14 protein-coding genes and 2 pseudogenes are annotated in these 19,594 nt (G+C 72.0%); 10 read left to right on the plus strand and 6 right to left on the minus strand.

Translation table 11 applies throughout. The features are described 5' to 3' along the window. The 4 genes and pseudogenes from AB0J52_RS05390 to mctP all read left to right on the plus strand — a co-directional run. Nucleotides 1-292, plus strand: a pseudogene (locus AB0J52_RS05390) (hypothetical protein); the annotation flags it as partial. Between the two features lie 715 nt (nt 293-1,007). Then, entirely contained in the window at nt 1,008-1,646 is a 639-nt protein-coding gene (locus AB0J52_RS05395; RefSeq protein ID WP_500180328.1) for an RlpA-like double-psi beta-barrel domain-containing protein, read from the plus strand. A 316-nt stretch (nt 1,647-1,962) separates the two neighbouring features. Next, nucleotides 1,963-2,193, plus strand: a complete 231-nt coding sequence (locus AB0J52_RS05400; protein ID WP_500180329.1) for a DUF3311 domain-containing protein — start codon at nt 1,963-1,965, stop codon at nt 2,191-2,193. Further along, nucleotides 2,190-3,833, plus strand: coding sequence for a monocarboxylate uptake permease MctP (gene mctP / locus AB0J52_RS05405; protein WP_500180330.1), 1,644 nt, complete (start codon nt 2,190-2,192; stop codon nt 3,831-3,833). The genes AB0J52_RS05400 and mctP overlap by 4 nt, the downstream gene beginning before the upstream one ends. Nucleotides 3,834-3,931: 98 nt before the next feature. On the opposite strand, the gene AB0J52_RS05410 is transcribed toward mctP, so the two are convergent. Further along, nucleotides 3,932-5,005 (minus strand): phosphotransferase family protein, encoded by a 1,074-nt coding sequence (locus tag AB0J52_RS05410; protein WP_500180331.1) that lies wholly within the window; start codon nt 5,003-5,005, stop codon nt 3,932-3,934. Nucleotides 5,006-5,266: 261 nt separating this feature from the next. Between AB0J52_RS05410 and AB0J52_RS05415 the strand changes: the two genes are divergently transcribed. After that, nucleotides 5,267-6,763, plus strand: coding sequence for a hypothetical protein (locus AB0J52_RS05415; protein ID WP_500180332.1), 1,497 nt, complete (start codon nt 5,267-5,269; stop codon nt 6,761-6,763). Further along, nucleotides 6,760-7,980 (plus strand): ARPP-2 domain-containing protein, encoded by a 1,221-nt coding sequence (locus tag AB0J52_RS05420; RefSeq protein WP_500180333.1) that lies wholly within the window; start codon nt 6,760-6,762, stop codon nt 7,978-7,980. The genes AB0J52_RS05415 and AB0J52_RS05420 overlap by 4 nt, the downstream gene beginning before the upstream one ends. Before the next feature lie 146 nt (nt 7,981-8,126). Here AB0J52_RS05420 and AB0J52_RS05425 read toward each other — a convergent pair whose 3' ends face one another. After that, a complete protein-coding gene (locus tag AB0J52_RS05425; RefSeq protein ID WP_500180334.1) occupies nt 8,127-8,942 on the minus strand; it encodes a PIG-L family deacetylase in 816 nt (271 codons plus the stop codon). Nucleotides 8,943-9,035: 93 nt separating this feature from the next. Further along, complete coding sequence (locus tag AB0J52_RS05430; RefSeq protein WP_500180335.1) at nt 9,036-10,574, minus strand: amino acid permease; 1,539 nt, start codon at nt 10,572-10,574, stop codon at nt 9,036-9,038. Nucleotides 10,575-10,720: 146 nt separating this feature from the next. On the opposite strand from AB0J52_RS05430, the gene AB0J52_RS05435 reads away from it, so the two are divergent. The 4 genes from AB0J52_RS05435 to gltX all read left to right on the plus strand — a co-directional run bounded on the left by AB0J52_RS05435 (nt 10,721) and on the right by gltX (nt 14,259). Beyond that, nucleotides 10,721-11,239 (plus strand): HAD domain-containing protein, encoded by a 519-nt coding sequence (locus AB0J52_RS05435; protein WP_500180336.1) that lies wholly within the window; start codon nt 10,721-10,723, stop codon nt 11,237-11,239. Beyond that, entirely contained in the window at nt 11,236-11,997 is a 762-nt protein-coding gene (locus AB0J52_RS05440; RefSeq protein WP_500180337.1) for an SDR family NAD(P)-dependent oxidoreductase, read from the plus strand. Before AB0J52_RS05435 ends, AB0J52_RS05440 begins: the two co-directional genes overlap by 4 nt. Nucleotides 11,998-12,050: 53 nt before the next feature. Next, nucleotides 12,051-12,644, plus strand: a complete 594-nt coding sequence (locus tag AB0J52_RS05445) for a TIGR03086 family metal-binding protein (protein WP_500180338.1) — start codon at nt 12,051-12,053, stop codon at nt 12,642-12,644. Between the two features lie 202 nt (nt 12,645-12,846). Beyond that, nucleotides 12,847-14,259: a glutamate--tRNA ligase gene (gene gltX, locus AB0J52_RS05450; RefSeq protein WP_500180339.1), complete on the plus strand. Its 1,413-nt coding sequence runs from the start codon at nt 12,847-12,849 to the stop codon at nt 14,257-14,259. A 19-nt stretch (nt 14,260-14,278) separates the two neighbouring features. On the opposite strand, the gene AB0J52_RS05455 is transcribed toward gltX, so the two are convergent. The 3 genes and pseudogenes from AB0J52_RS05455 to AB0J52_RS05465 form a co-directional block, all read right to left on the minus strand. Then, complete coding sequence (locus AB0J52_RS05455) at nt 14,279-15,292, minus strand: urease accessory protein UreH domain-containing protein (protein WP_500180340.1); 1,014 nt, start codon at nt 15,290-15,292, stop codon at nt 14,279-14,281. 529 nt (nt 15,293-15,821) lie between these two features. Then, nucleotides 15,822-16,238: pseudogene (locus tag AB0J52_RS05460) on the minus strand (response regulator); the annotation flags it as partial. A gap of 94 nt (nt 16,239-16,332) precedes the next feature. Further along, nucleotides 16,333-19,594, minus strand: a 3,262-nt coding sequence (locus AB0J52_RS05465) for a hybrid sensor histidine kinase/response regulator (RefSeq protein ID WP_500180341.1), incomplete at its 5' end; no start/stop codon positions are given.

Here is a 19,594-nt window from a genome sequence, read left to right on the forward strand (position 1 = left end):
CGCTGCCCGGCCGGGAGCGCCGTTCGCGGCGCAGCCCGCGTGCACGGCGCCTTCGGGACCGCCGTTCGGCGGCGGCCCGGCCTACGCGGACGGACCCTCGTACGCCGACGGCCCCGCCTACGCCGACGGCCCTGCCTACACCAATGGACCTTCCTATACGGACGGACCGGCCATGCCGGCGCCGTTCCAGGACGGTCCGGCCCTGCCCTACCGCGAAGGGGCCCCGGCCATGCCGGACCCGTTCGCGCCCGCGCCGGCCGTGAACACGGGCGGATATCCCACCTTCCGTTAGGAGGCCGGGGGAGGCGCGGCGCTGCGGCGACTGCGCCGCAGACACCGTGTTCGGGGGCCTGGAACACCGGCGCCGCACGCCGCCGAAAGCAAAGCCCGGGAAGCAGGAATGCTTCCCGGGCTTTCGTGTGTTTGAGATGGGGTCCCCGGAACCTTAGGAGTCCTTGACCGGCTCGTCACCAGGTCGTGGGGGTGCTCAAGAGGCCGGATCGTGGTGTGATCCAGCCGACACCAAGGCGAAAGTAAAACGCCGAAAACCCTGTCCCGTAAGGGGTCAGGAAAGAAGATCTACCTTGTGAAAGGTAAAGAAGGCCAGGATTTGGCAGAACCATGGTATTGCCACGTATAGTGGGCCATGGCTTCGGGTCAAGAGCCATTGACCGGGCCTTTCCATAGCCGTCACGCCCCGTCCGCCAGACGGGGACCCCGGCACCGGAACGCGGACGTCCATGCAGCGTCCGCCCAGGTAGAGCCTGTGTGCCCCTGAGCCGGTGCCCTCCCGCACACCATTCGGATCCGCCGCCGCGCGGGTCGTCTTCGCGGTCCACCCGCGGTGTGCGCGCGGATTCTCCCTCCCGCAGTCGCGGGGCATTCAAGCGCGGGGTTTCCGTCACCGATGGCTCCTCCCGAGCGTCGTCTCGGGACCGTTTCCGAACTCCTTCCGGGCCCCCGCCCGGCCGGAAACGGCTGACCAGTCCGTCGAACAAAGGATTTCCATGCAGAAGCGTGCGCTCAACATCGCCATCACCGCTCTCACCGGCTCCACTCTGGCCGGGTTCCTGGTGGCGGGCGTGGCCATGGCAGGCGACGACACCCCCGACCGCGGCAAGCTCGCCGCGCAGCGCTCCGAGGCCGCGCTGAACCTCCCCCGCACCCAGGAGGAGACCGCGGTCCAGCAGAAGGTCGCGGCCGACAAGGCCGCGGGCGCCAAGAAGGCCCCCCAGGCCAAGAAGGCCGCGCAGCCGAAGGCGCTGCTGGCCGGCCGCACCATCGCGTCCTACTTCTGGGACGACGGCTCCGGCGTCAACGGCGACACCGGCGCCCCCGCCGGCGGCAAGCCGATGCAGAAGGGCCTGTTCGCCAGCCCGAGCTGGCCGCTGGGCACCAAGGTCAAGGTGAGCTACAACGGCCGCAGCGTCACCGGCTTCGTCGGCGACCGCGGACCGGGCGCCCCGTCCAGCAACGGCGTCATGCTCGACCTGGACACCTACACCTTCCGGTACCTACTGGACGGCCGTAAGCCGACCAGCAAGTACAACACCGGCACCGACGCGGGCCACCTGAACGGCGTCAAGTGGGAGGTCCTGTCCTGGGGCTCCGGCGCCGGCAGCCGGGGCATGCCGAAGGCCATGTGACGTCCGCCGCGAGGCGACCACTGAACGCGCGAAGGGCGTTCCACCGACTCCGAGTCGGCGGAACGCCCTTCGGCGTGTCCGGCCCCTGTGCGCGCTCGGTCCTGATCAGGGCTCTCCGCGCGGACACGCGAGGCGGCTGAGGCGTCCGGGCACGTCCCGACTCATGCGGGCCTCGCCGGACGACGGGAACGGCCGGGCGGATCGTTCCGGAGCGCCGAAAAGGTGTCCGGGAGGTCTGGCCTTCGGGCGGGGCGACCCTCCAGGATGGCGGAGGCGCCGTCCCCCAGCGGCCGTCCCCCGAGGGAGGTTCTCTGCCGTGACCGAACCGCCTGCCGCGGGCCCCGGGCCCGCCAGCAAGATCATCGCCGGCGTGCTGCTGGTCCTGCCGTTCCCCGTCTACCTCGCCGTCCCGTCCTACGCCAAGATCACCCCGCGGCTCGCGGGCTTCCCCTTCTTCTACTGGTGGCAGCTGCTGTGGGTGGTGCTGACCGCGCTCTGCATCGGCGCGGCCCACCTGCTGACCCGGCGGAGGGGCGGCGCCCGGTGAAGGACGTCAAGGGCCTCGAACTCGCGATCTTCATCTTCTTCTTCGCGGCCGTCACCGTGGTGGGGTTCGCCGCCGCCCGCTGGCGGCGCGGCCAGACCCTCATGCACCTGGACGAGTGGGGCCTCGGCGGACGCAGCTTCGGCACGTTCGTCACCTGGTTCCTGCTCGGCGGCGACCTCTACACCGCCTACACCTTCGTCGCCGTGCCCGCCGCGGTCTTCGCGGGCGGCGCGATGGGCTTCTGGGCGATCCCGTACGCCGCGATCGCCTATCCGATCGTCTTCCTCGTCGGGCCGAGGCTGTGGTCGGTGTCGCACCGGCACGGCTACGTCACCACCGCCGACTTCGTCCGGGGCCGGTTCGGGTCCCGGGGGCTGGGCCTGGCGGTCGCGCTCACCGGCATCCTGGCGATGATGCCGTACATCGCCCTGCAACTCGTCGGCATCCAGGCCGTCCTGACCGTGATGGGCGTCACCGGCTCCGGCCTCGCCCGGGACCTGCCGCTGTTCCTCGCCTTCGCGCTGCTGGCCGCCTACACCTTCACCTCCGGCCTGCGCGCCCCGGCGCTGATCTCCTTCGTCAAGGACACGCTGATCTACCTGACGATCATCGTGGCGGTGCTGTACATCCCGTCCAAGATCGGCGGCTGGGGGCACATCTTCGACGCCTCCCAGGCGTCCCTGGCCAAACCGAACCCGGCGACCGGCAAGCCCTCGGGGTCGCTGATCACCTCGAACATGACGCACTGGGCGTACGGGACGCTGGCGCTCGGCTCGTCGCTCGCGCTGTTCATCTATCCCCACACCGTGACCGGGGCGCTCGCCGCCGGACGCCGCGAGGTGATCCGCCGGAACGCGGCGCTGCTGCCCGCCTACTCGCTCGTGCTCGGCTTCCTGGCGCTCCTCGGCTACATGGCGCGGGCCACGCCCGAGGTGGCCCAGGGCGTCGCCAAGGCGAAGAACCCGCAGCTGGCGGTGCCGCTGCTGTTCGACCACGCGTTCCCGCAGTGGTTCACCGGGCTGGCGTTCGCCGCGATCGGCGTGGGCGCGCTGGTCCCGGCCGCGATCATGTCGATCGCCGCGTCGAACCTGTTCACCCGCAACGTCTACACCGCCTTCCTCCGCCCGGACGCCTCACCGGCCGAGGAGACCCGGGTCTCGCAGGTGACCTCGCTGCTGGTGAAGATCGGCGCGCTGGTGTTCGTGCTGGGCTTCGACAAGTCGCTGGCGATCAACCTGCAGCTGCTCGGCGGGATCTGGGTCGTGCAGACCTTCCCGGCCCTGGCGATCGGCGTGTTCACCCGCTGGTTCCACCGGTGGGGGCTGCTCGCCGGATGGGCGGTCGGCATGGCCTACGGCACCTGGACGGCCTACGGCACCTCGTCTCCGACGCAGAAGCACTTCGGGCAGTCGATCGCCGACATCCCGTTCGTCGGGCACACCGGGTATATCGCGCTCACCGCGTTCGTGTTCAACATCGCCGTCGCGGTGGTGCTGACCGCGGTGTTCCGGCTGGCCAAGGTGCCGGACGGGACGGACGCGACCGTTCCTTCCGACTACACGGCCGAGGCGACGGACCGTCCCGCCGGGCCGGACGACTCCGGTGATCCGGGCCGCGAGCTGACCCCCGCGGTGACCTGACGCGCAGGGCAGGTCCCGCACCGGCGGGTAAAGGGCAGGGCCCCGGAGATCCAAAGCGGATCTCCGGGGCCCTGCCCTTTACCCGCCGCCAGGGGCCGTCAGGAACCGTCGGCCATGAAGGCGTGAGCACGGCGGAAGAGGCCCAGGGTGATCGCGTGCAGCAGGTCGCCGGTCTCCTTGGGAGCCTTGCCGGCGCAGGCCCGGGCGTGCGTGCCCTCCAGGACGATGCCGAGCTTGAAGCAGGCCAGCACCGCGTACCAGGTGATCGACGACAGGTCCCGTCCGGCGACCGCCTCCGGCCGCTCGGCGTAGGCGGCGACCAGCTCGTCAGCCGACGGCAGGCCGCCCGCGGCGCCGAGCGGACCGGCCAGCAGCGCGCCCTCGTCGTCGCGGTCGGGCCAGGTGGCTAGCAGCCAGCCGAGGTCCAGCAGCGGGTCGCCGACCGTGCACATCTCCCAGTCGACGATCGCCGCGACCTGCGGGCCGTCGTGGGCGAACATGAGGTTGGCCAGGTGGTAGTCGCCGTGCATGATCCCGGGACGCCAGGTCGCAGGGCGGTTGGCCTCCAGCCAGGCGGCCACCGTGTCCAGGCCGGGGATCTCGGGGCCGGGATAGCCGTCCAGGGAGGAGTAGGACTCCAGTTCGGCCGTCCAGCGGGGGACCTGCCGCTCCAGGAAACCCTCCGGCTTGCCGAAGTCCCCGAGACCAGCGGCCTCGTGGTCCACCGCGGCCAGCGCGGACAGCGCGCGCGCCGCCGAGAGGCCCATCTCGTGCCGGATTCCGGCGTCGCCGGCGTGCAGGTCCGGGAGGGAGACCGTCGCGTTGAAGCCCTCGACCGGGGTCATCAGGTAGAACACTGCGCCGCCGAGGACGGTCTCGTCCGGGCAGGACGCGATGATCCGCGGGGCCGGGACGCCGGTGCCGTCCAGCGCGGACAGCACGCGGGCCTCGCGGCGCAGCACCTCGTTGGTGCGGGAGCGCAGGTGCTCGGGACCCCGCCTGAGGACGAAGTCGGTGCCCCCGCGCCGGAACCGGATCAGGACGTTCTGGGTGCCGCCGCTCAGCGGGGCGACCTCCTCGAACGGCCCGCCGGGCAGGCCCTGCCCGTCCATCCACGCGCCGAGGACGTCGAAGTCCACGACGGCGGGGTCGATCTGCTCGGGCTGCGGCACGGTCCGTTCCTTCCCTGCGGTCGTCTACCGGAGAGTAACAGCGGGTTCCTCCAGGTCGGCGACCGGCCCGGCCGGTGACCGGGCCGTCCCGCCCGGCGCTCTCGCGGGCCGTCCAAAAGCGGATGATCCGGACCTCCGTCCGGTGCTACGGTCGCCGTGCCGGCCGCGGGACTCCGGTGCGACTTCCGGAAACCGCCTTTACCGCGATCATTCGCTGCTCGCACCCCCACGCCCCGGCCGGCACCCGGACTCTGGAGCGCCATGACCGAGACGATCGCCGACCTGGTCGCCTGCGAGGACGTGCTGACCTTCGTCAACGCCGCGATCACCGGTACCGGGCAGCGCGAGTTCCACGACGAGGCGTTCACCCAGGAGCTGTCCCTCGGCTTCCTGCACCACTACATGCGGGAGAACTACCGCGAGCTGTACGCGGCGGCCCTGGCGCTGGACGTCAACGACCACAACGCGGCGCTGATCATCCGCGGCCTGCTGGCCACCGCGGGCGAGGCGGACCCCGACCGGCGCCGCCTGGAGGGGCGGCTCATCGCGCGCAGGCTGGAGCTGCTGCCGCCGCAGCGCGTCTACCGCCTGTTCCGCGCCCTGCGCCGCGACGGCGTCAACAACCGCCGGACCCGCGCGATCACCCGGGACTGGCTGCGCGCCCGCCCCGACCTGGCGTTCGACGCGGTCAAGTACCGCGGTGCGCTGAAGGACGCCGTCCGGCACGCGCACCTCGATCCGCGCGCTCTCCTCCCGCACGCTCCGGAGCACGTCCGCGACGAGATCGGACGGCTGCTCCACGGCGCGACCGGCCACCCCTTCACCACTCCGATCTTCGAGACCTGGCGGCAGGCGCACTACGCCCACGACGCGATCTACAAGCTGCCGTTCACCGTCGCCGAGGGGTTCGCCGCCCGGCACGGCATCCCGCGCACGCGCTTCCTGGAACGCGCCGAGAAGAACATGACCCGGCTGGAGCGTCTGCGCTACCAGGGACACGCGCGGGAGAACAAGGCCGCGATCGACATCGACCTGGCGACCGTGCCGCTGACCCGCCTGGCGACCTACGTGCTGTCGCTGCCGCTGGACGAGCGGTCGCGGCGCCGAGCGGAACTGACTCGCGCCCTCCGTGCCGCCGCCCGCCGCGCCGCCGGTCCCGACGCGGGCCGCTGGGGGCGCGTCGCCGCCGTCCTGGACGACAGCTTCTCCACGGTCGGCTCGGCCCAGAAGCGGCGGCGGCCGCTGGCCGTCGCGCTCGGCGGCCACTTCCTGCTGGAGGCCCTCGCGGGGGAGTACCTTCCGCTCTGGACGTCCGGCCGCGCCGACCCGCTGCTGCTGTACCCGTTCGGTCCGACGCCCCTCGGCGCCCGCCTCCTGGACGCCCTGGACACCGCGCCCGACCGCCTGGTGATCATCTCCGACGGCTTCGACAACGCCCCGCCCGGCCTGGCCGCCGAGATCCTGCGCGTCTGGCGGACCCGCCTCGACCCGGACCGCCGCGTCTCGATCACCCACCTCAACCCGGTCTACGACGCCGCGGGCTTCGACGTACGACGGCTCGCCCCGACCGTCCCCACGGCGGGCGTCCGCGACGCCGAGGACCTGCTGACGCTCGTCGAGCTGGCCCGCTTCGCCGAGGGACGCGTCGGACTGCCCGAACTCCGCGCCCACCTCGACGCCCGCATGGCCCGTTTCCTCGCCCCGAGCGCCGACACCGCCACCGACACCGACCCGACAACGCCGACGGACGCGCCATGAGGACCGACCTCCCGCCCGACCCCACCTGGGACGTCGCGCTCTGGCGCGGACCGGGCTGGATCCGCGAGGCCGGGCTCCGCACCATGCCCGCGCAGGTCCGGAACTCGATCCGGCTGGTCCCGCTGGTCCGGGACGAGCCGATCGAGGGGCTGCGGCTCGACCGCCGTGTCTACGACGAGCCGTCCATCGTGGCCGTCGGCGACCGCACCCACTACCTCTCCTATGTCCCGCACGCCTTCGTCGCCCGCTGGGACACCGGCGACGCGGCCACCGCCTCCTACGGGACGCGCCTGCTCGCGCGCGACGACAAGGGCATCGGGCCGCCCGGCCTGCCGATCAGGGTGCGCCGCCGCATGGCCCGGCGGATGGCGGGCGACCGGCTGCGCTTCCTGCCGCTGCACCTGGCCGTCGAGGGCTACCTGGCCCTGCATTTCGGCGGTCCCGAGATCGCGTGGGAGGAGTGGTCGCGGCGGGCACTCGCGTCCGGGCTGTCCCCGCGCGAGGAGAGCGCCTACACGGGCGCGCAGGTGGCGGGCCTGGCCGACGCGCTGCGGATCTTCGAGATCCACCCCGGCCAGTGCGGCGTGCTGGTGTACGTGGCGGACGCCCTGGCCAGCGCCTTCGTCGTCCCGCACCCGGACGACTACCGGGCGCTGCACGCCACGCTGGTCGAGGACCTGTTCGGCGAGCTGGTCTACCAGTACGGCAACCTCTGGCTGCCCGTCCGGGACCTCGCCGAGCCGATCGACGAGACGGCGGTCAGGACGCTGGCCGACCTGCGCGCCGAGGCCGAGCGGCGGACGCGCGGCTGGGCCGACTTCCACGACCAGGTCATGGCCGAGGAGGTCTTCGACGGCGGTGGGCGGTTCGAGGAGGTGCAGCGGATGCGGGACGCCCGGCTGTACCGGTTCCTGCCGTCGTTCACGCCGGGACGCCCCAACCACATCGGCGAGCAGATCACCGTGGGGCGGGGACAGGGGCAGCGGCTCGCCTACCTCAAGACGTTCCGGCTGTCCGAAACGCAGGTCCGGCGGGGGCACCTGCTGAGCCGGCTCGCGGCGCACGAGTGGCGGCTCGACGAGACCGCCGCCGCGCTCGGCGTCGGGGAGGCGGCGCTGGCACTGCGGCTGCAGAACGCGGGATTCGGATTCCTGCTGCGCCAGGACGTCCTCGACCACTACAGGGCCTCCGCCCGCCGCGGATCCCGCGGCGGCTGACCGCGGTCCGCGGCACAGAGGCCGCCCCATCGCCCGTCGGGATCTGAAGGCCCCGGCTCGGCCGCCACCGGTCCGCCCGCTGGTTGTACTCCGGCTGGCCGCTCACCGGCCCGGACCGCGAGGCGGGCCGGGCGCGATGAGGCTGATCAGTCGCGCAGCCCCGCGAACAGGTCGGTCTCGGGGAGCTCGGCGTCGACCCGGCTGTACCGGCGGACGAACGCCTCCGTGCCGAACACCGCCGCCTGGATCTCGTCCGGGAGGCGCAGCAGGAAGATGCTGTCGCCCTGGCTGGCGTGCGCCTCCAGCGCCTTGCGCTTGCGCCCGGCGTGGGCCGAGACGTCCACCACGGTGGTGATCAGCTCGTCCGGGGTGCCGAAGTCGTCGTCGAAGTCGTCGTCGATCGGGAAGCCGGCCCGCTGCGCCTCCTCGAGCATGCGCTTGATGCCCGAACGCGGCACCGCCGTCTCGTAGAACTTGCGCGGGATGCCGGTGCTCTCGGCCGCCGCGACCGCGATGCGGTGCGCCTGGATGTGGTCGGGGTGGCCGTAGTTGCCGTTGTCGTCGTAGGTGATCACGACGTCCGGGCGGTACTTCTCCATCAGCTCGGCGAGCCGGGCCGCCGCGTCCTCGACCGGGACGTTGGAAAATGCGCGCCGGTCCTGGTTGGCGTCCCAGCCGACCATGCCCGAGTCGCGGTAGCCGAGCAGTTCCACGTGCTCGATGCCCAGGATGGACGTCGACTCGCGCAGCTCGGCCAGCCGGGCCCGCGCCACGCTCTCGGCGTCGTGCCCCTCGTCCTGCGGCTTCAGTCCGTTCGCGTCATCGCCCTGCTCGCCGTTGGTGCAGGTCACCAGGACGGCGCGGTGGCCCTCGGCGGCGGCCTGCGCCAGGACCCCGCCGGTCCCGAGGACCTCGTCGTCGGGGTGGGCGTGGACCGCCATCAGGGTGAGTGGATGCTCCATCGTGCGGATACTCCTCGTCATGGGGGATGGCCGCCCGGTCCTGAGGACCGGGCGGCCATCCACTCTACGAGGCCCCTCCGACAGGGCCGGCTCCTAGAGTTCGCCGGCCGCTCCCTCGCGGGCGGCCGCGGCGACGCGGCGGCGCACGCAGAACCAGCCGACCACGAGGGCCGCGAGGATCACCGGGAGGGCCAGCACCGTCCGGTGCCCCTCGCCGTCGTAGTCGAACCACATCAGGACCACGACCGCCGCGAGGAACACCAGCGTGAGGACCTCGGTGTAGGGGGAGCCGGGCAGCCGGTAGGACGGCCGGGTCAGCTCGCCGCGCTCGCACCGCCGCACGAACAACAGGTGCGAGATCATGATCATCGTCCAGGTGCCGAGGATGCCGATCGCGGCCAGGTTCAGCACGATCTCGAACGCGTCCTTGGGCACCCAGGCGTTCAGCCCGACGCCGAGCACGCAGACCACCGCGGTCATCAGGATGCCGCCGTAGGGCACCTGGTGGCGGCTCATCCGGGTGGTGAACCGCGGCGCCGAGCCCGCCGTGCCGAGCGAGCGCAGGATCCGGCCGGTCGAGTACAGCCCGGAGTTCAGGCTGGACAGCGCCGCGGTCAGCACGATCAGGTTCATCACGTCGCCGGCGGCGGGCACGCCCAGCTTGGCCAGCACGGTGACGAACGGGCTGACGCCGTCGCGGTACACGTCGGTCGGCAGCAGCATCGCCAGGATCACGACCGACCCGACGTAGAACACCAGGATCCGCCAGACGATCGAGTTGATCGCCTTCGGCATGACCTTCTCGGGGTTCTCGGTCTCGCCGGCCGCGACGCCGACCAGCTCGGTGGAGGCGTAGGCGAACACCACGCCCTGGATGACCACCAGCATGGGCAGGACGCCCTTGGGGAAGATCCCGCCGTGGTCGAACATCAGGCCCGGCCCGGAGTCGTAGTCGCCGACCTTGTGCCCGGTCGCGAGCAGCACGATCCCGATCACCAGGAAGGCGACCAGCGCGCCGACCTTGATGATGGACGCCCAGAACTCGACCTCGCCGAAGAAGCGGACCGAGATGAGGTTCACGGTGAGCACGACCGTGAGGGCGATCAGGGCCAGCACCCACTGCGGGATGGGGGTGAACGCCTTCCAGTAGTGCAGGTACAGCGCGATCGCGGTGATGTCGACGATGCCGGTGGTGCTCCAGTTGAGGAAGTGCATCCAGCCGGCGACGTACGCGCCCTTCTCGCCCATGAACTCGCGCGAGTAGGAGACGAAGGAGCCCGAGGACGGCCGGTGCAGCACCATCTCCCCGAGCGCGCGCACGACCATGAAGGCGAAGAAGCCGCAGACGGCGTAGGCGATGGCCAGGGAAGGCCCGGCGCTGTGCAGGCGACCGCCCGCGCCGAGGAACAGGCCGGTCCCGATCGCGCCGCCGATGGCGATCATGTTGACGTGCCGGGTCTTCAGGCTCTTGCTGTAGCCCTCGTCGCCGGCGTCCACCACCGCGGTGCCGCCCGTCGTCGTGGTGCTCCGCGTCGTCGTGGTGCCGCCCGTCGTCGCGGTGTCTCCCGTCGCCGTGGCGCGCCCCGGCGGCGCCACGGGGGGCGCCGAGGCCCGGAGATCTTGGTCGCTCACGCTTCGTTGCCGCCTTTCCACGGGATGTGCTGGGTCACGGCCCGCTGAAGTTTCGGTCAGTAGCCCGAAACTGTCAAAACGTTGCCCAAAAACTCGGTAAGTAAAAGAGACTTGGATCACTCGCCGGCTCGTCGTACCGTTCCGCCATGGGAGCTGCGCTGGTGCTGGTGGACATCGACGGCGTGCTGAACCCCTCCCGCCGTCCGCACCGGCGATTCCGCCGCCACCGGGTCACGTCCGCGAGTCAGACCTTCCGGGTCTGGCTGGACGTCCGGCACGGCCGGATGCTGCGCGACCTCGCCGCCGACACCGGCGCCGAACTCGTCTGGGCGACCTACTGGCAGGACGAGGCGAACCTGTGGATCGGCCCCCGCATCGGCCTCCCCGCGCTCCCGTTCGTCCCCATCCCGCCGTTCCCCGGCATCGAGCAGGGGCGGAGTTTCGGGGCCTGGAAGGCGCGCCACGTCGCGGCCTGGACCGGCGACCGCGCCTTCGTCTGGTTCGAGGACGAACCGGACGCCGCCGCCTCGCTCGCCGCCGAACCCGGCGTCGGCGACCATCTGCTCGTCGGTGTCGATCCCGCCACCGGACTCACCGACGCGCACGTCGCGTCGGCCGCCGCCTGGCTGGCCGGCCGGCGGCCCCGCCCCAAGGAGAATCCATGAGTGCTCTCGCCGGACGCGTCGCCCTGGTCACCGGAGGGAGCCGGGGCATCGGCCGCGCCATCGCCCTCGGCCTCGCGCAGGACGGTGCGACCGTCGCCATCGCCTACCGGCGCGACGAGGAGGCGGCGCGCAAGACCGTCGCCGCCCTCGCCGACCTGGGCGTGGAGGGCCGCGCCTACCGGGCGTCGGTGGACGACCCGGACGACTGCGACCGCCTGGCCGCCGACATCGCCCTGGACTTCGGCCGCCTCGACGTCCTGGTCCACAGCGCCGGGGTCGCCAGCCGCGGCAACGCCGTCGCCGACACCGACCCCGCCGAGGTCGTGCGCCTGATGAACGTGCACGCGATCGGCCCGCACCACCTCACCCGGGTCCTGCTGCCGCTGCTGCGCGCCGCCGGACGATCGGACGTGGTCTTCGTGTCGAGCGTGATCACGGGCATCCATCCGCCGTTCAGCGCCCCCTACGCCATGGGGAAGGCCGCCATGGAGGCCCTCGCGCGCACGCTCGCGAAGGAGGAGCGCTCCGCCGGTATGCACGTCAACATCGTCGCTCCCGGCCTCGTGGACACCGATATGGGGCGCCGACTGGTGCGCGCCACCCTGGGGGTGGAGGACATCCGCAGGCAGGACCCGATGTCCCCCTACGGCCACGTCTGCTCGCCGGAGGAGGTCGCGAGCGTCGTCCGCTTCCTGGTCTCGGACGCCGCGTCCTATGTCACCGACCAGCGGATCGTCGTGGACGGCGGAACCTTCTGACCCTGGCGCGTTTCTCCAAGACCTCGGGGGCCCGCCCGGCTAGCGTTGGTGGCATGGTCGAACAAGCTATCGAAGGACGTTCCTGGTTCGGACCTGCGACGGAGGCGGTCGTCGGCATCGTCCGCCAGGTCCCGGGGGATCGGCTGGACGCTCCGACGCCCTGCTCCGACTGGGACGTCCGCACCGTCGTCAACCACGTGATCTTCTGGAACGGCCGGGCCGCCGGCGCCGCCGCCAAGGCCGAGCCCACCGGACCGGACGAGGACCACGACTTCACCGCCGAGCCCGGCTGGGCCGACCGGTTCGCCGAGCAGGCGGCCGCCACCGTCCGCGCCTGGCAGGACCCGGACGCCTGGACCGGGACCACCAGCCTCAGCGGCACCGGGCCGGGCATGCCCGCGCCGGTGATCGGCGGGATGATGGTGGGCGAGTGCGTCCTGCACGGCTGGGACATCGCCGCCGCGCTGGGGATCGACCCGCGCTTCGACCCCGCCCTGGTCGAGTTCTGCTACCGGAGCCTGTCGTCGATCGCCGACATGGGCCGCCAGTACGGCGCGTTCGGGCCGGAGGTCGCCGTCCCCGAGGACGCGCCGCTGCTGGACCGGCTGATCGGCCTGTCCGGCCGCGACCCCTACTGGAAGCCCTGATCGCGCCGAGGCCCTGACAACGCCGAGGCCCTGACCACGCCGAGGCCCTGACAGCGCCGGAGTCATGACCGCCCCGGAGGCCGGAACGCCGCGTCCGGAACGCCGGGGCGCGTCCGGAAACACCGGGGAACCCGTCCGGGAAGCCCGCGCCGCGCGGGGCGCGGTGCGCGAGCGGGGGCCGGAGCGCTCTACGCTGGGGGACATGTCTTCCGCGTCTTCGATCCGAGTACGTTTCGCGCCCTCGCCCACCGGCATGTTCCACGTGGGCGGCGCCCGGTCGGCCCTGTTCAACTGGGTGATGGCCAAGCAGTCGGGTGGGACGCTCGTGCTGCGGATCGAGGACACCGACGCCTCCCGCAACAGCCCCGAGTGGACCGAGGGAATCATCCGCGCGCTGGCGTGGCTCGGCATGGACGGCGGCGAGTACGAGGGCCCCTACTTCCAGTCCGCCAACGCCGACAAGCACGCCGAGGCCGCCGCCGCGCTCCGCGAGCAGGGCCGCGCCTACTACTGCGACTGCACCCGCGAGCAGATCGTCGAGCGCACCGGCGACCCGCACCGCGGCTACGACGGCTTCTGCCGCGACCGCGGCCTCGAGCCGGGACCGGGCCGCGCGCTGCGGTTCCGCACGCCGGACGAGGGCGAGACCGTGGTGGTCGACCTGCTGCGCGGCAAGCCGGTGTTCAAGAACTCCGCCCTGGAGGACTTCGTCGTCGCCCGCGCCGACGGCTCGGTCACGTTCCTGCTGGCCAACACCGTCGACGACATGAGCCAGGGCATCACCCACGTGGTGCGCGGCGAGGAGCACCTGTCCAACGCGCCCAAGCAGCAGCTGCTGTGGGACGCGCTGGAGGGCACCCCGCCGGTCTGGGCGCACGTCCCGGTCATCGTCAACGAGAAGCGGCAGAAGCTGTCCAAGCGGCGCGACAAGGTCGCGCTGGAGGACTACCGCGACGAGGGCTACCTCGCCGAGGCCATGCGCAACTACCTGATGCTGCTCGGCTGGGCCCCGTCCGGCGACCGCGAGATCGTCCCGTGGGACGTCATCGTCGACGAGTTCCGCATCGAGGACGTCAACTCCTCGCCGGCCTTCTTCGACGTCAAGAAGCTGCGCGCGATCAACGGCGACTACATCCGGATGCTGCCGGTGGAGAAGTTCGTCGCCGCGTGCCTGCCGTTCCTGGAGCGCGTCCCGTTCGAGGTCGACATGGGGGTGTTCGACCAGCTCGCGCCGCTCGCGCAGACCCGGGTCGCGGTGCTGTCGGAGATCGGGCAGATGATCGACTTCGCCTTCCTGCCCGAGCCGCCCTTCGACGAGCAGTCGTGGAAGAAGGCCATGAAGGAGCCCGCCGCGCAGATCCTGGCGGACACCGCCGAGGCCTACCGGGACGCGCCGTGGAACGCCGACGAGCTGAAGGAGCGCCTGGAGGCCGTCGGCACGGCCCACGGGCTGAAGCTGGGCAAGACCCAGGCGCCGGTCCGCGTCGCGGTGACCGGGCGCACCGTCGGGCTCCCGCTGTTCGAGTCGCTGGAGATCCTCGGCCGCGAGCGGACCCTGGAGCGGATCGAGGCCGCACGCGCCCGCCTGTCCGGCGAGGCGGCCGCGGCCGAGTGACCCGCGCCTCCCGGCGGGGTCACCGGAAGGTGATCTCGCCGGGGGAGTGGCCGGACGCGCACACGTAGCGCATCCGTCCCGGTCCCGGCACGCCCAGGTCCACGCGCGTCTCGCCGGTGACCGGCAGCACCACGTCCCGGTTGCGGCCGGGGATCGTGAACGCCCGCGTGTGGCCGTGGGTGTTGTTCGTCCGCAGCAGCAGCACGGTGTGCACGCCCGCGCGGGCCGTCAGCGCGGCCGGCCGGTACCCCTGGTCCAGCGCGTAGACGGTGATCAGCTGCGTTCCGGACGCGTCGGTGCTGACGAACCGGGCGGACGCGGCGGCGGTCGCCTCGGTCCCGCCCTCCGGCAGCCAGCCGCCCAGCCGAAGACCCGACAGCAGCGTCCAGCCCGCGACGGCCAGCAGCGCCACGGCGACCACGGCCGTCAGCCGCCCGCGCAGCAGCGTCAGCGCCCGCCCGACGGTCACTCCGACCAGCCCGAACAGCGGCGCGGTCCCGAGCACGAACCCGGCCATCACCGCGGCTCCGGCGAAAGGCGACCGGGACGACACCGCGAGCAGCTCGGCGGTCAGCGTCAGCGCGCACGGCACCAGCACCGTCGCCGCCCCGAGCACCACGGGACGACGCGTCCGGCCGGTCGGCGAAACCGGCGGCGCGCAGTGCGCCTGTTCCACGTGCTCCGCGGCCTCGCCGCCTTCGGTCTCCTTCGGGCTGCGCCTCAGCAATCGCCGCAACGGGCCGAAACCCACCAGGTCGAGCGCGAAGAGCACCATCAGCGCGGCCGCTCCGACCAATAGCATCGCCCTGATCCGAGGGCCCGGCTCCACCGCCGCGCCGGCCAGTCCCAGCAGAGTCCCGAGCGCAACGTGCGTGACGAGTTTGGCCGACAGGAACACCGCGACCGGTCGGACGGCCCGTGCCTCGCCGCGTACGGCCCCGGTCAGGAGCCCGAGCTGCACGGCAGCGCACGTCGTCCCGCCCGCGAGCAGTCCGGTGCCGAAGCCCGTGGCGAACAGTGCGGCGGCGTCCATGGTCCCCACCTCCGCAGCGGAACCCTCCCCACCGCCGCCCGCGACGACGCGTTCCCCAGGGTGATCATTGAGTCACCAATGAGGCGATATGACCACTCTTATGGGGCTATGGACGCTCGGAAGGAGTCTCCGCCGCGTCCGCGTCCGCGTCCGCGTCCGCGTTCCGGTCCGCGTCCGCGTTCCGGTCCGCGTCCGCGTTCCGGTCCGCGTCCGAGGCGGCCCCTCCATCGTCCCCACCGGCGGACGAACCCCCGCCGACCGGATCGGCACTCGTGCCGGTGTCGCCTCCCGAGCCAGGGAGAGCGCCCGGACCGGCCGTAGGGGAGACGCCGGGCATCGGCCCCGGGCTCGGAGTGGCGTTGAGGGCGATGGCCGCATCGGCGAGGCCGCGCTCCAACTCCTCCACATCGGCCCGCAACTCCTCCGGGACGCGGTCGCGCAGCAGCGCGACGCGTTCCCGGGCGACCGCGATCCGCTGCGCGGCGGGCCCGGCGGAGGGCGTCGCGCGCAGCAGCGCGCCCTGGTCGCGCAGCAGCGCCGCCTGCTCCCTGAGCTGCCGGTTCTTGTTGTGCAGGTCGACGAACACCGACACCTTGGCCCGCAGGATCCACGGGTCGAACGGCTTGGAGATGAAGTCGACCGCGCCCGCCGCGTAGCCGCGGAAGGCGTAGTCGGGGTCGCTGTCCACCGCGGTGAGGAAGATGATCGGCAGGTCGCGGGTCTTCTTGCGCCGCTTGATGTCCCGGGCCGTCTCGAAGCCGTCCATCCCGGGCATGATCACGTCCAGCAGGATCACCGCGTACTCGTCGGTGAGCAGCGCCTTCAGCGCCTCCTCACCGGACCGGGCCCGGACCAGGTCCTGGTCGAGCGAGCTGAGGATCGCCTCGAGCGCGACGAGGTTCTCCTCGCGGTCGTCCACGAGCAGGATCTTCGCCTTGTCGTCCACGCCTTGCCTTCCCGTTACGGCACCTGCTGATGGGCGGCGGCCGCCGGAGGCCCCGGCGCCCGCCCCGCCGCGCGGGACCGCCGGGGACGCGGCGTCAGCCGATGACCGAGCGGCCGAGCCACACCCGCATGACCTCCAGCAGGCGGTCGACGTCGACGGGCTTCGGCACGTAGTCCGACGCGCCCGCGGCGAGGCTCCGCTCCCGGTCGCCCTTCATCACCTTGGCCGTGATCACGATGATCGGCAACTCGGCGAACTGCGGCATCTCGCGGATCGCGGCCGTGGTGGCGTACCCGTCGAGGCCGGGCATCATCACGTCCATCAGGACGAGCGCGACGTCCGGGTTGCGGTGCAGCAGGTCGATGCCGGCCTGCCCGTCCTCAGCGTAGAACACCTCCATGCCGTAGCCCTCCAGCACGCTGGTCAGGGCGAACACGTTGCGGACGTCGTCGTCGACGATGAGCACCTTGCGGCCCGCGAGGATGGTGTCGGTGAAGTCGGCGGGCGGCTCGGACAGCAGGCCGCCGATCGCCGCGCCGCCGTTGTCGGCCGGGACCGTGTCCGGCAGGCCGGCCGCGCCCCGGTCCGCCGGCTCCGCGGGGGCCGGCGGCGAGACCGGCTCGGGAGCGGACGCGCCGTTCCCCGTTCCGCCGAACCCCGGGTCGGGCGCCGACAGCTCCGGAGCGGAGGAGGCCGATCCCTCCAGCGGGACGGCCGGACGCCGCCGGCCGTCCGGCTCGGCGTAGTGCGCGGGCAGGTACAGCGTGAACACGCTGCCCTTGCCCGGCTCGCTGCGGACCTGGATCTCCCCGCCCAGCAGCCGCGCGATGTTCCGGCTGATCGACAGGCCGAGGCCGGTGCCGCCGTAGCGCCGGTTGGTGTTGCCGTCCGCCTGGGTGAAAGGCTCGAAGATCACCTGGAGCTTGTCGGCGCTCACGCCGATCCCGGTGTCGATCACCCGGAACGCCAGCACGTCCGGGGTCTGCCACAGCGAGGCCAGGGCGAAGTCGGTGTCCCCGGCGGGTTCGATCAGCAGCCGCACCTGGCCCTCCGCGGTGAACTTCACCGCGTTCGACAGCAGGTTGCGCAGGACCTGCTGGAGCCGCTGCTCGTCGGTGAACAGCGTCTCCGGGACGCCGTCGGCGACCTCGGCGCCGAACTCCAGCCCCTTGTCCACCGCCAGCGGCCGGAACGTCGCCTCCACGTAGTCGACCAGCGCCGACACCGGCAGCCGCTGCGCGTGCAGCTCCATCTTCCCCGCCTCGACCTTGGCCAGGTCGAGGATGTCGTTGATCAGTTCCAGCAGGTCGGTGCCCGAGTCGTGGATGGTGCGCGCGAACTCGACCTGCTTGTCGGTCAGGTTGCCGCCGGGGTTCTCCGAGAGCAGCTTGGCCAGCACCAGCAGGCTGTTCAGCGGGGTACGCAGCTCGTGCGACATGTTCGCCAGGAACTCGGACTTGTACTGCGAGGACACCGCGAGCTGCTCGGCGCGCTCCTCCAGCGTCCGGCGGGCCTGCTCGATCTGGAAGTTCTGGATCTCGATCGCCCGGTTCTGCTGGGCCAGCAGCGCCGCCTTCTCCTCCAGCTCGGTGTTGGAGTGCCGCAGCTCGCCCTGCTGCCGCTGCAGCTCGTCCGAGCGCTCCTGCAGCTCCTGCGCGAGCCGCTGCGACTCGGTCAGCAGCGCCTCGGTGCGGGTGTTGGCCCGGATCGCGTTCAGCGTCACCCCGATCGTCTCGATCAGCTGGGTGAAGAACGCCAGGTGGACGTCCGTGAACCGGGAGAACGAGGCCAGCTCGATCGCGCCCAGCACCTCGTCCTCGAACACGATCGGCAGCACGATCACGTTCACCGGGGACGCCTCGCCCAGCCCCGAGCCGATCTTGACGTAGTCGGTGGGGGCGCCGGCGATCAGCACCGTCCGGCGTTCCAGCGCCGCCTGCCCGACCAGGCCCTCGCCGGGCTGGAAGCGCACCCCCCGCAGCCGGTCCCGGGGGATCCCGTACCCGGCGATCAGCACCAGCTCCCGCTCACCCGGCTGCCCCTCGGCCAGGTAGAACGCGCCGAACTGGGCGCTGGCGGTCGGGGTCAGCTCGTTCATGATCAGGTTCGCGACCTGGTAGAGGTCGCGGTGGCCCTGCATGAGCCCGCCGATCCGGGCCAGGTTGGTCTTCAGCCAGTCCTGCTCCTCGTTCGCGCGGGTCGTCTCGCGCAGCGTGGTGACCATCAGGTTCACGTTGTCGGACAGCTCGGCGACCTCGCCGCGCGCCTCCACCGTGATCGTCCGGGTCAGGTCGCCCCGGGCCACCGCGCTCGCCACCTCGCCGATCGCCCGCACCTGCGTCGTCAGGTTGGACGCCAGCTCGTTCACGCTCTCGGTCAGCCGCTTCCAGGTGCCCGACACGCCCTCGACCTCGGCCTGCCCGCCGAGACGCCCCTCGGTGCCGACCTCGCGGGCGACGCGGGTGACCTCGGAGGCGAACGACGACAGCGTGTCCACCATCGTGTTCAGCGTCGTCTTCAGGGACAGGATCTCGCCCTGCGCGTCCACGTCGATCCGCTTGGTCAGGTCGCCGTCGGCCACGGCCGTCGCCACCTGCGCGATGTTGCGGACCTGGTAGGTCAGGTTGGACGCCATCCCGTTGACGTTGTCGGTGAGGTCCTTCCACATGCCGCCCGCGCCGGGCACGCTCGCCTGGCCGCCGAGGCGTCCCTCGGTGCCGACCTCGCGGGCGACGCGGGTCACTTCGTTGGCGAAGGCCGACAGGGTGTCGACCATGGTGTTGATGGTGTCCTTGAGCTGCAGGATCTCGCCCTGCGCGTCCACGCCGATCTTCTTGGTCAGGTCGCCGTGCGCGACCGCCGTGGTGACCTGGGCGATCCCGCGCACCTGGACGGTCAGGTTGTTCGCCATCGAGTTGACGTTGTCGGTGAGGTCCTTCCACATCCCCGACACCCCGTGCACCTTCGCCTGGCCGCCGAGGCGTCCCTCGGTGCCGACCTCGCGGGCGACGCGGGTGACCTCGTTGGCGAAGGCCGACAGGGTGTCGACCATGGTGTTGATGGTGTCCTTGAGCTGCAGGATCTCGCCCTGCGCGTCCACGGTGATCTTCTTGGTCAGGTCGCCGCCCGCGACCGCCGTCGTCACCTGCGCGATGTTGCGGACCTGGTAGGTCAGGTTGGACGCCATGCCGTTGACGTTGTTGGTCAGGTCCTTCCAGACGCCGCTCACGCCCGGCACCCGCGCCTGCCCGCCCAGACGCCCCTCGGTGCCGACCTCGCGGGCGACGCGGGTGACCTCGTCGGCGAAGGCCGACAGCGTGTCGACCATCTGGTTCACCGTCGACTTCAGCTGCAGG

The organism is Spirillospora sp. NPDC049652, from assembly GCF_040675125.1.
GTDB lineage: Bacteria > Actinomycetota > Actinomycetes > Streptosporangiales > Streptosporangiaceae > Spirillospora.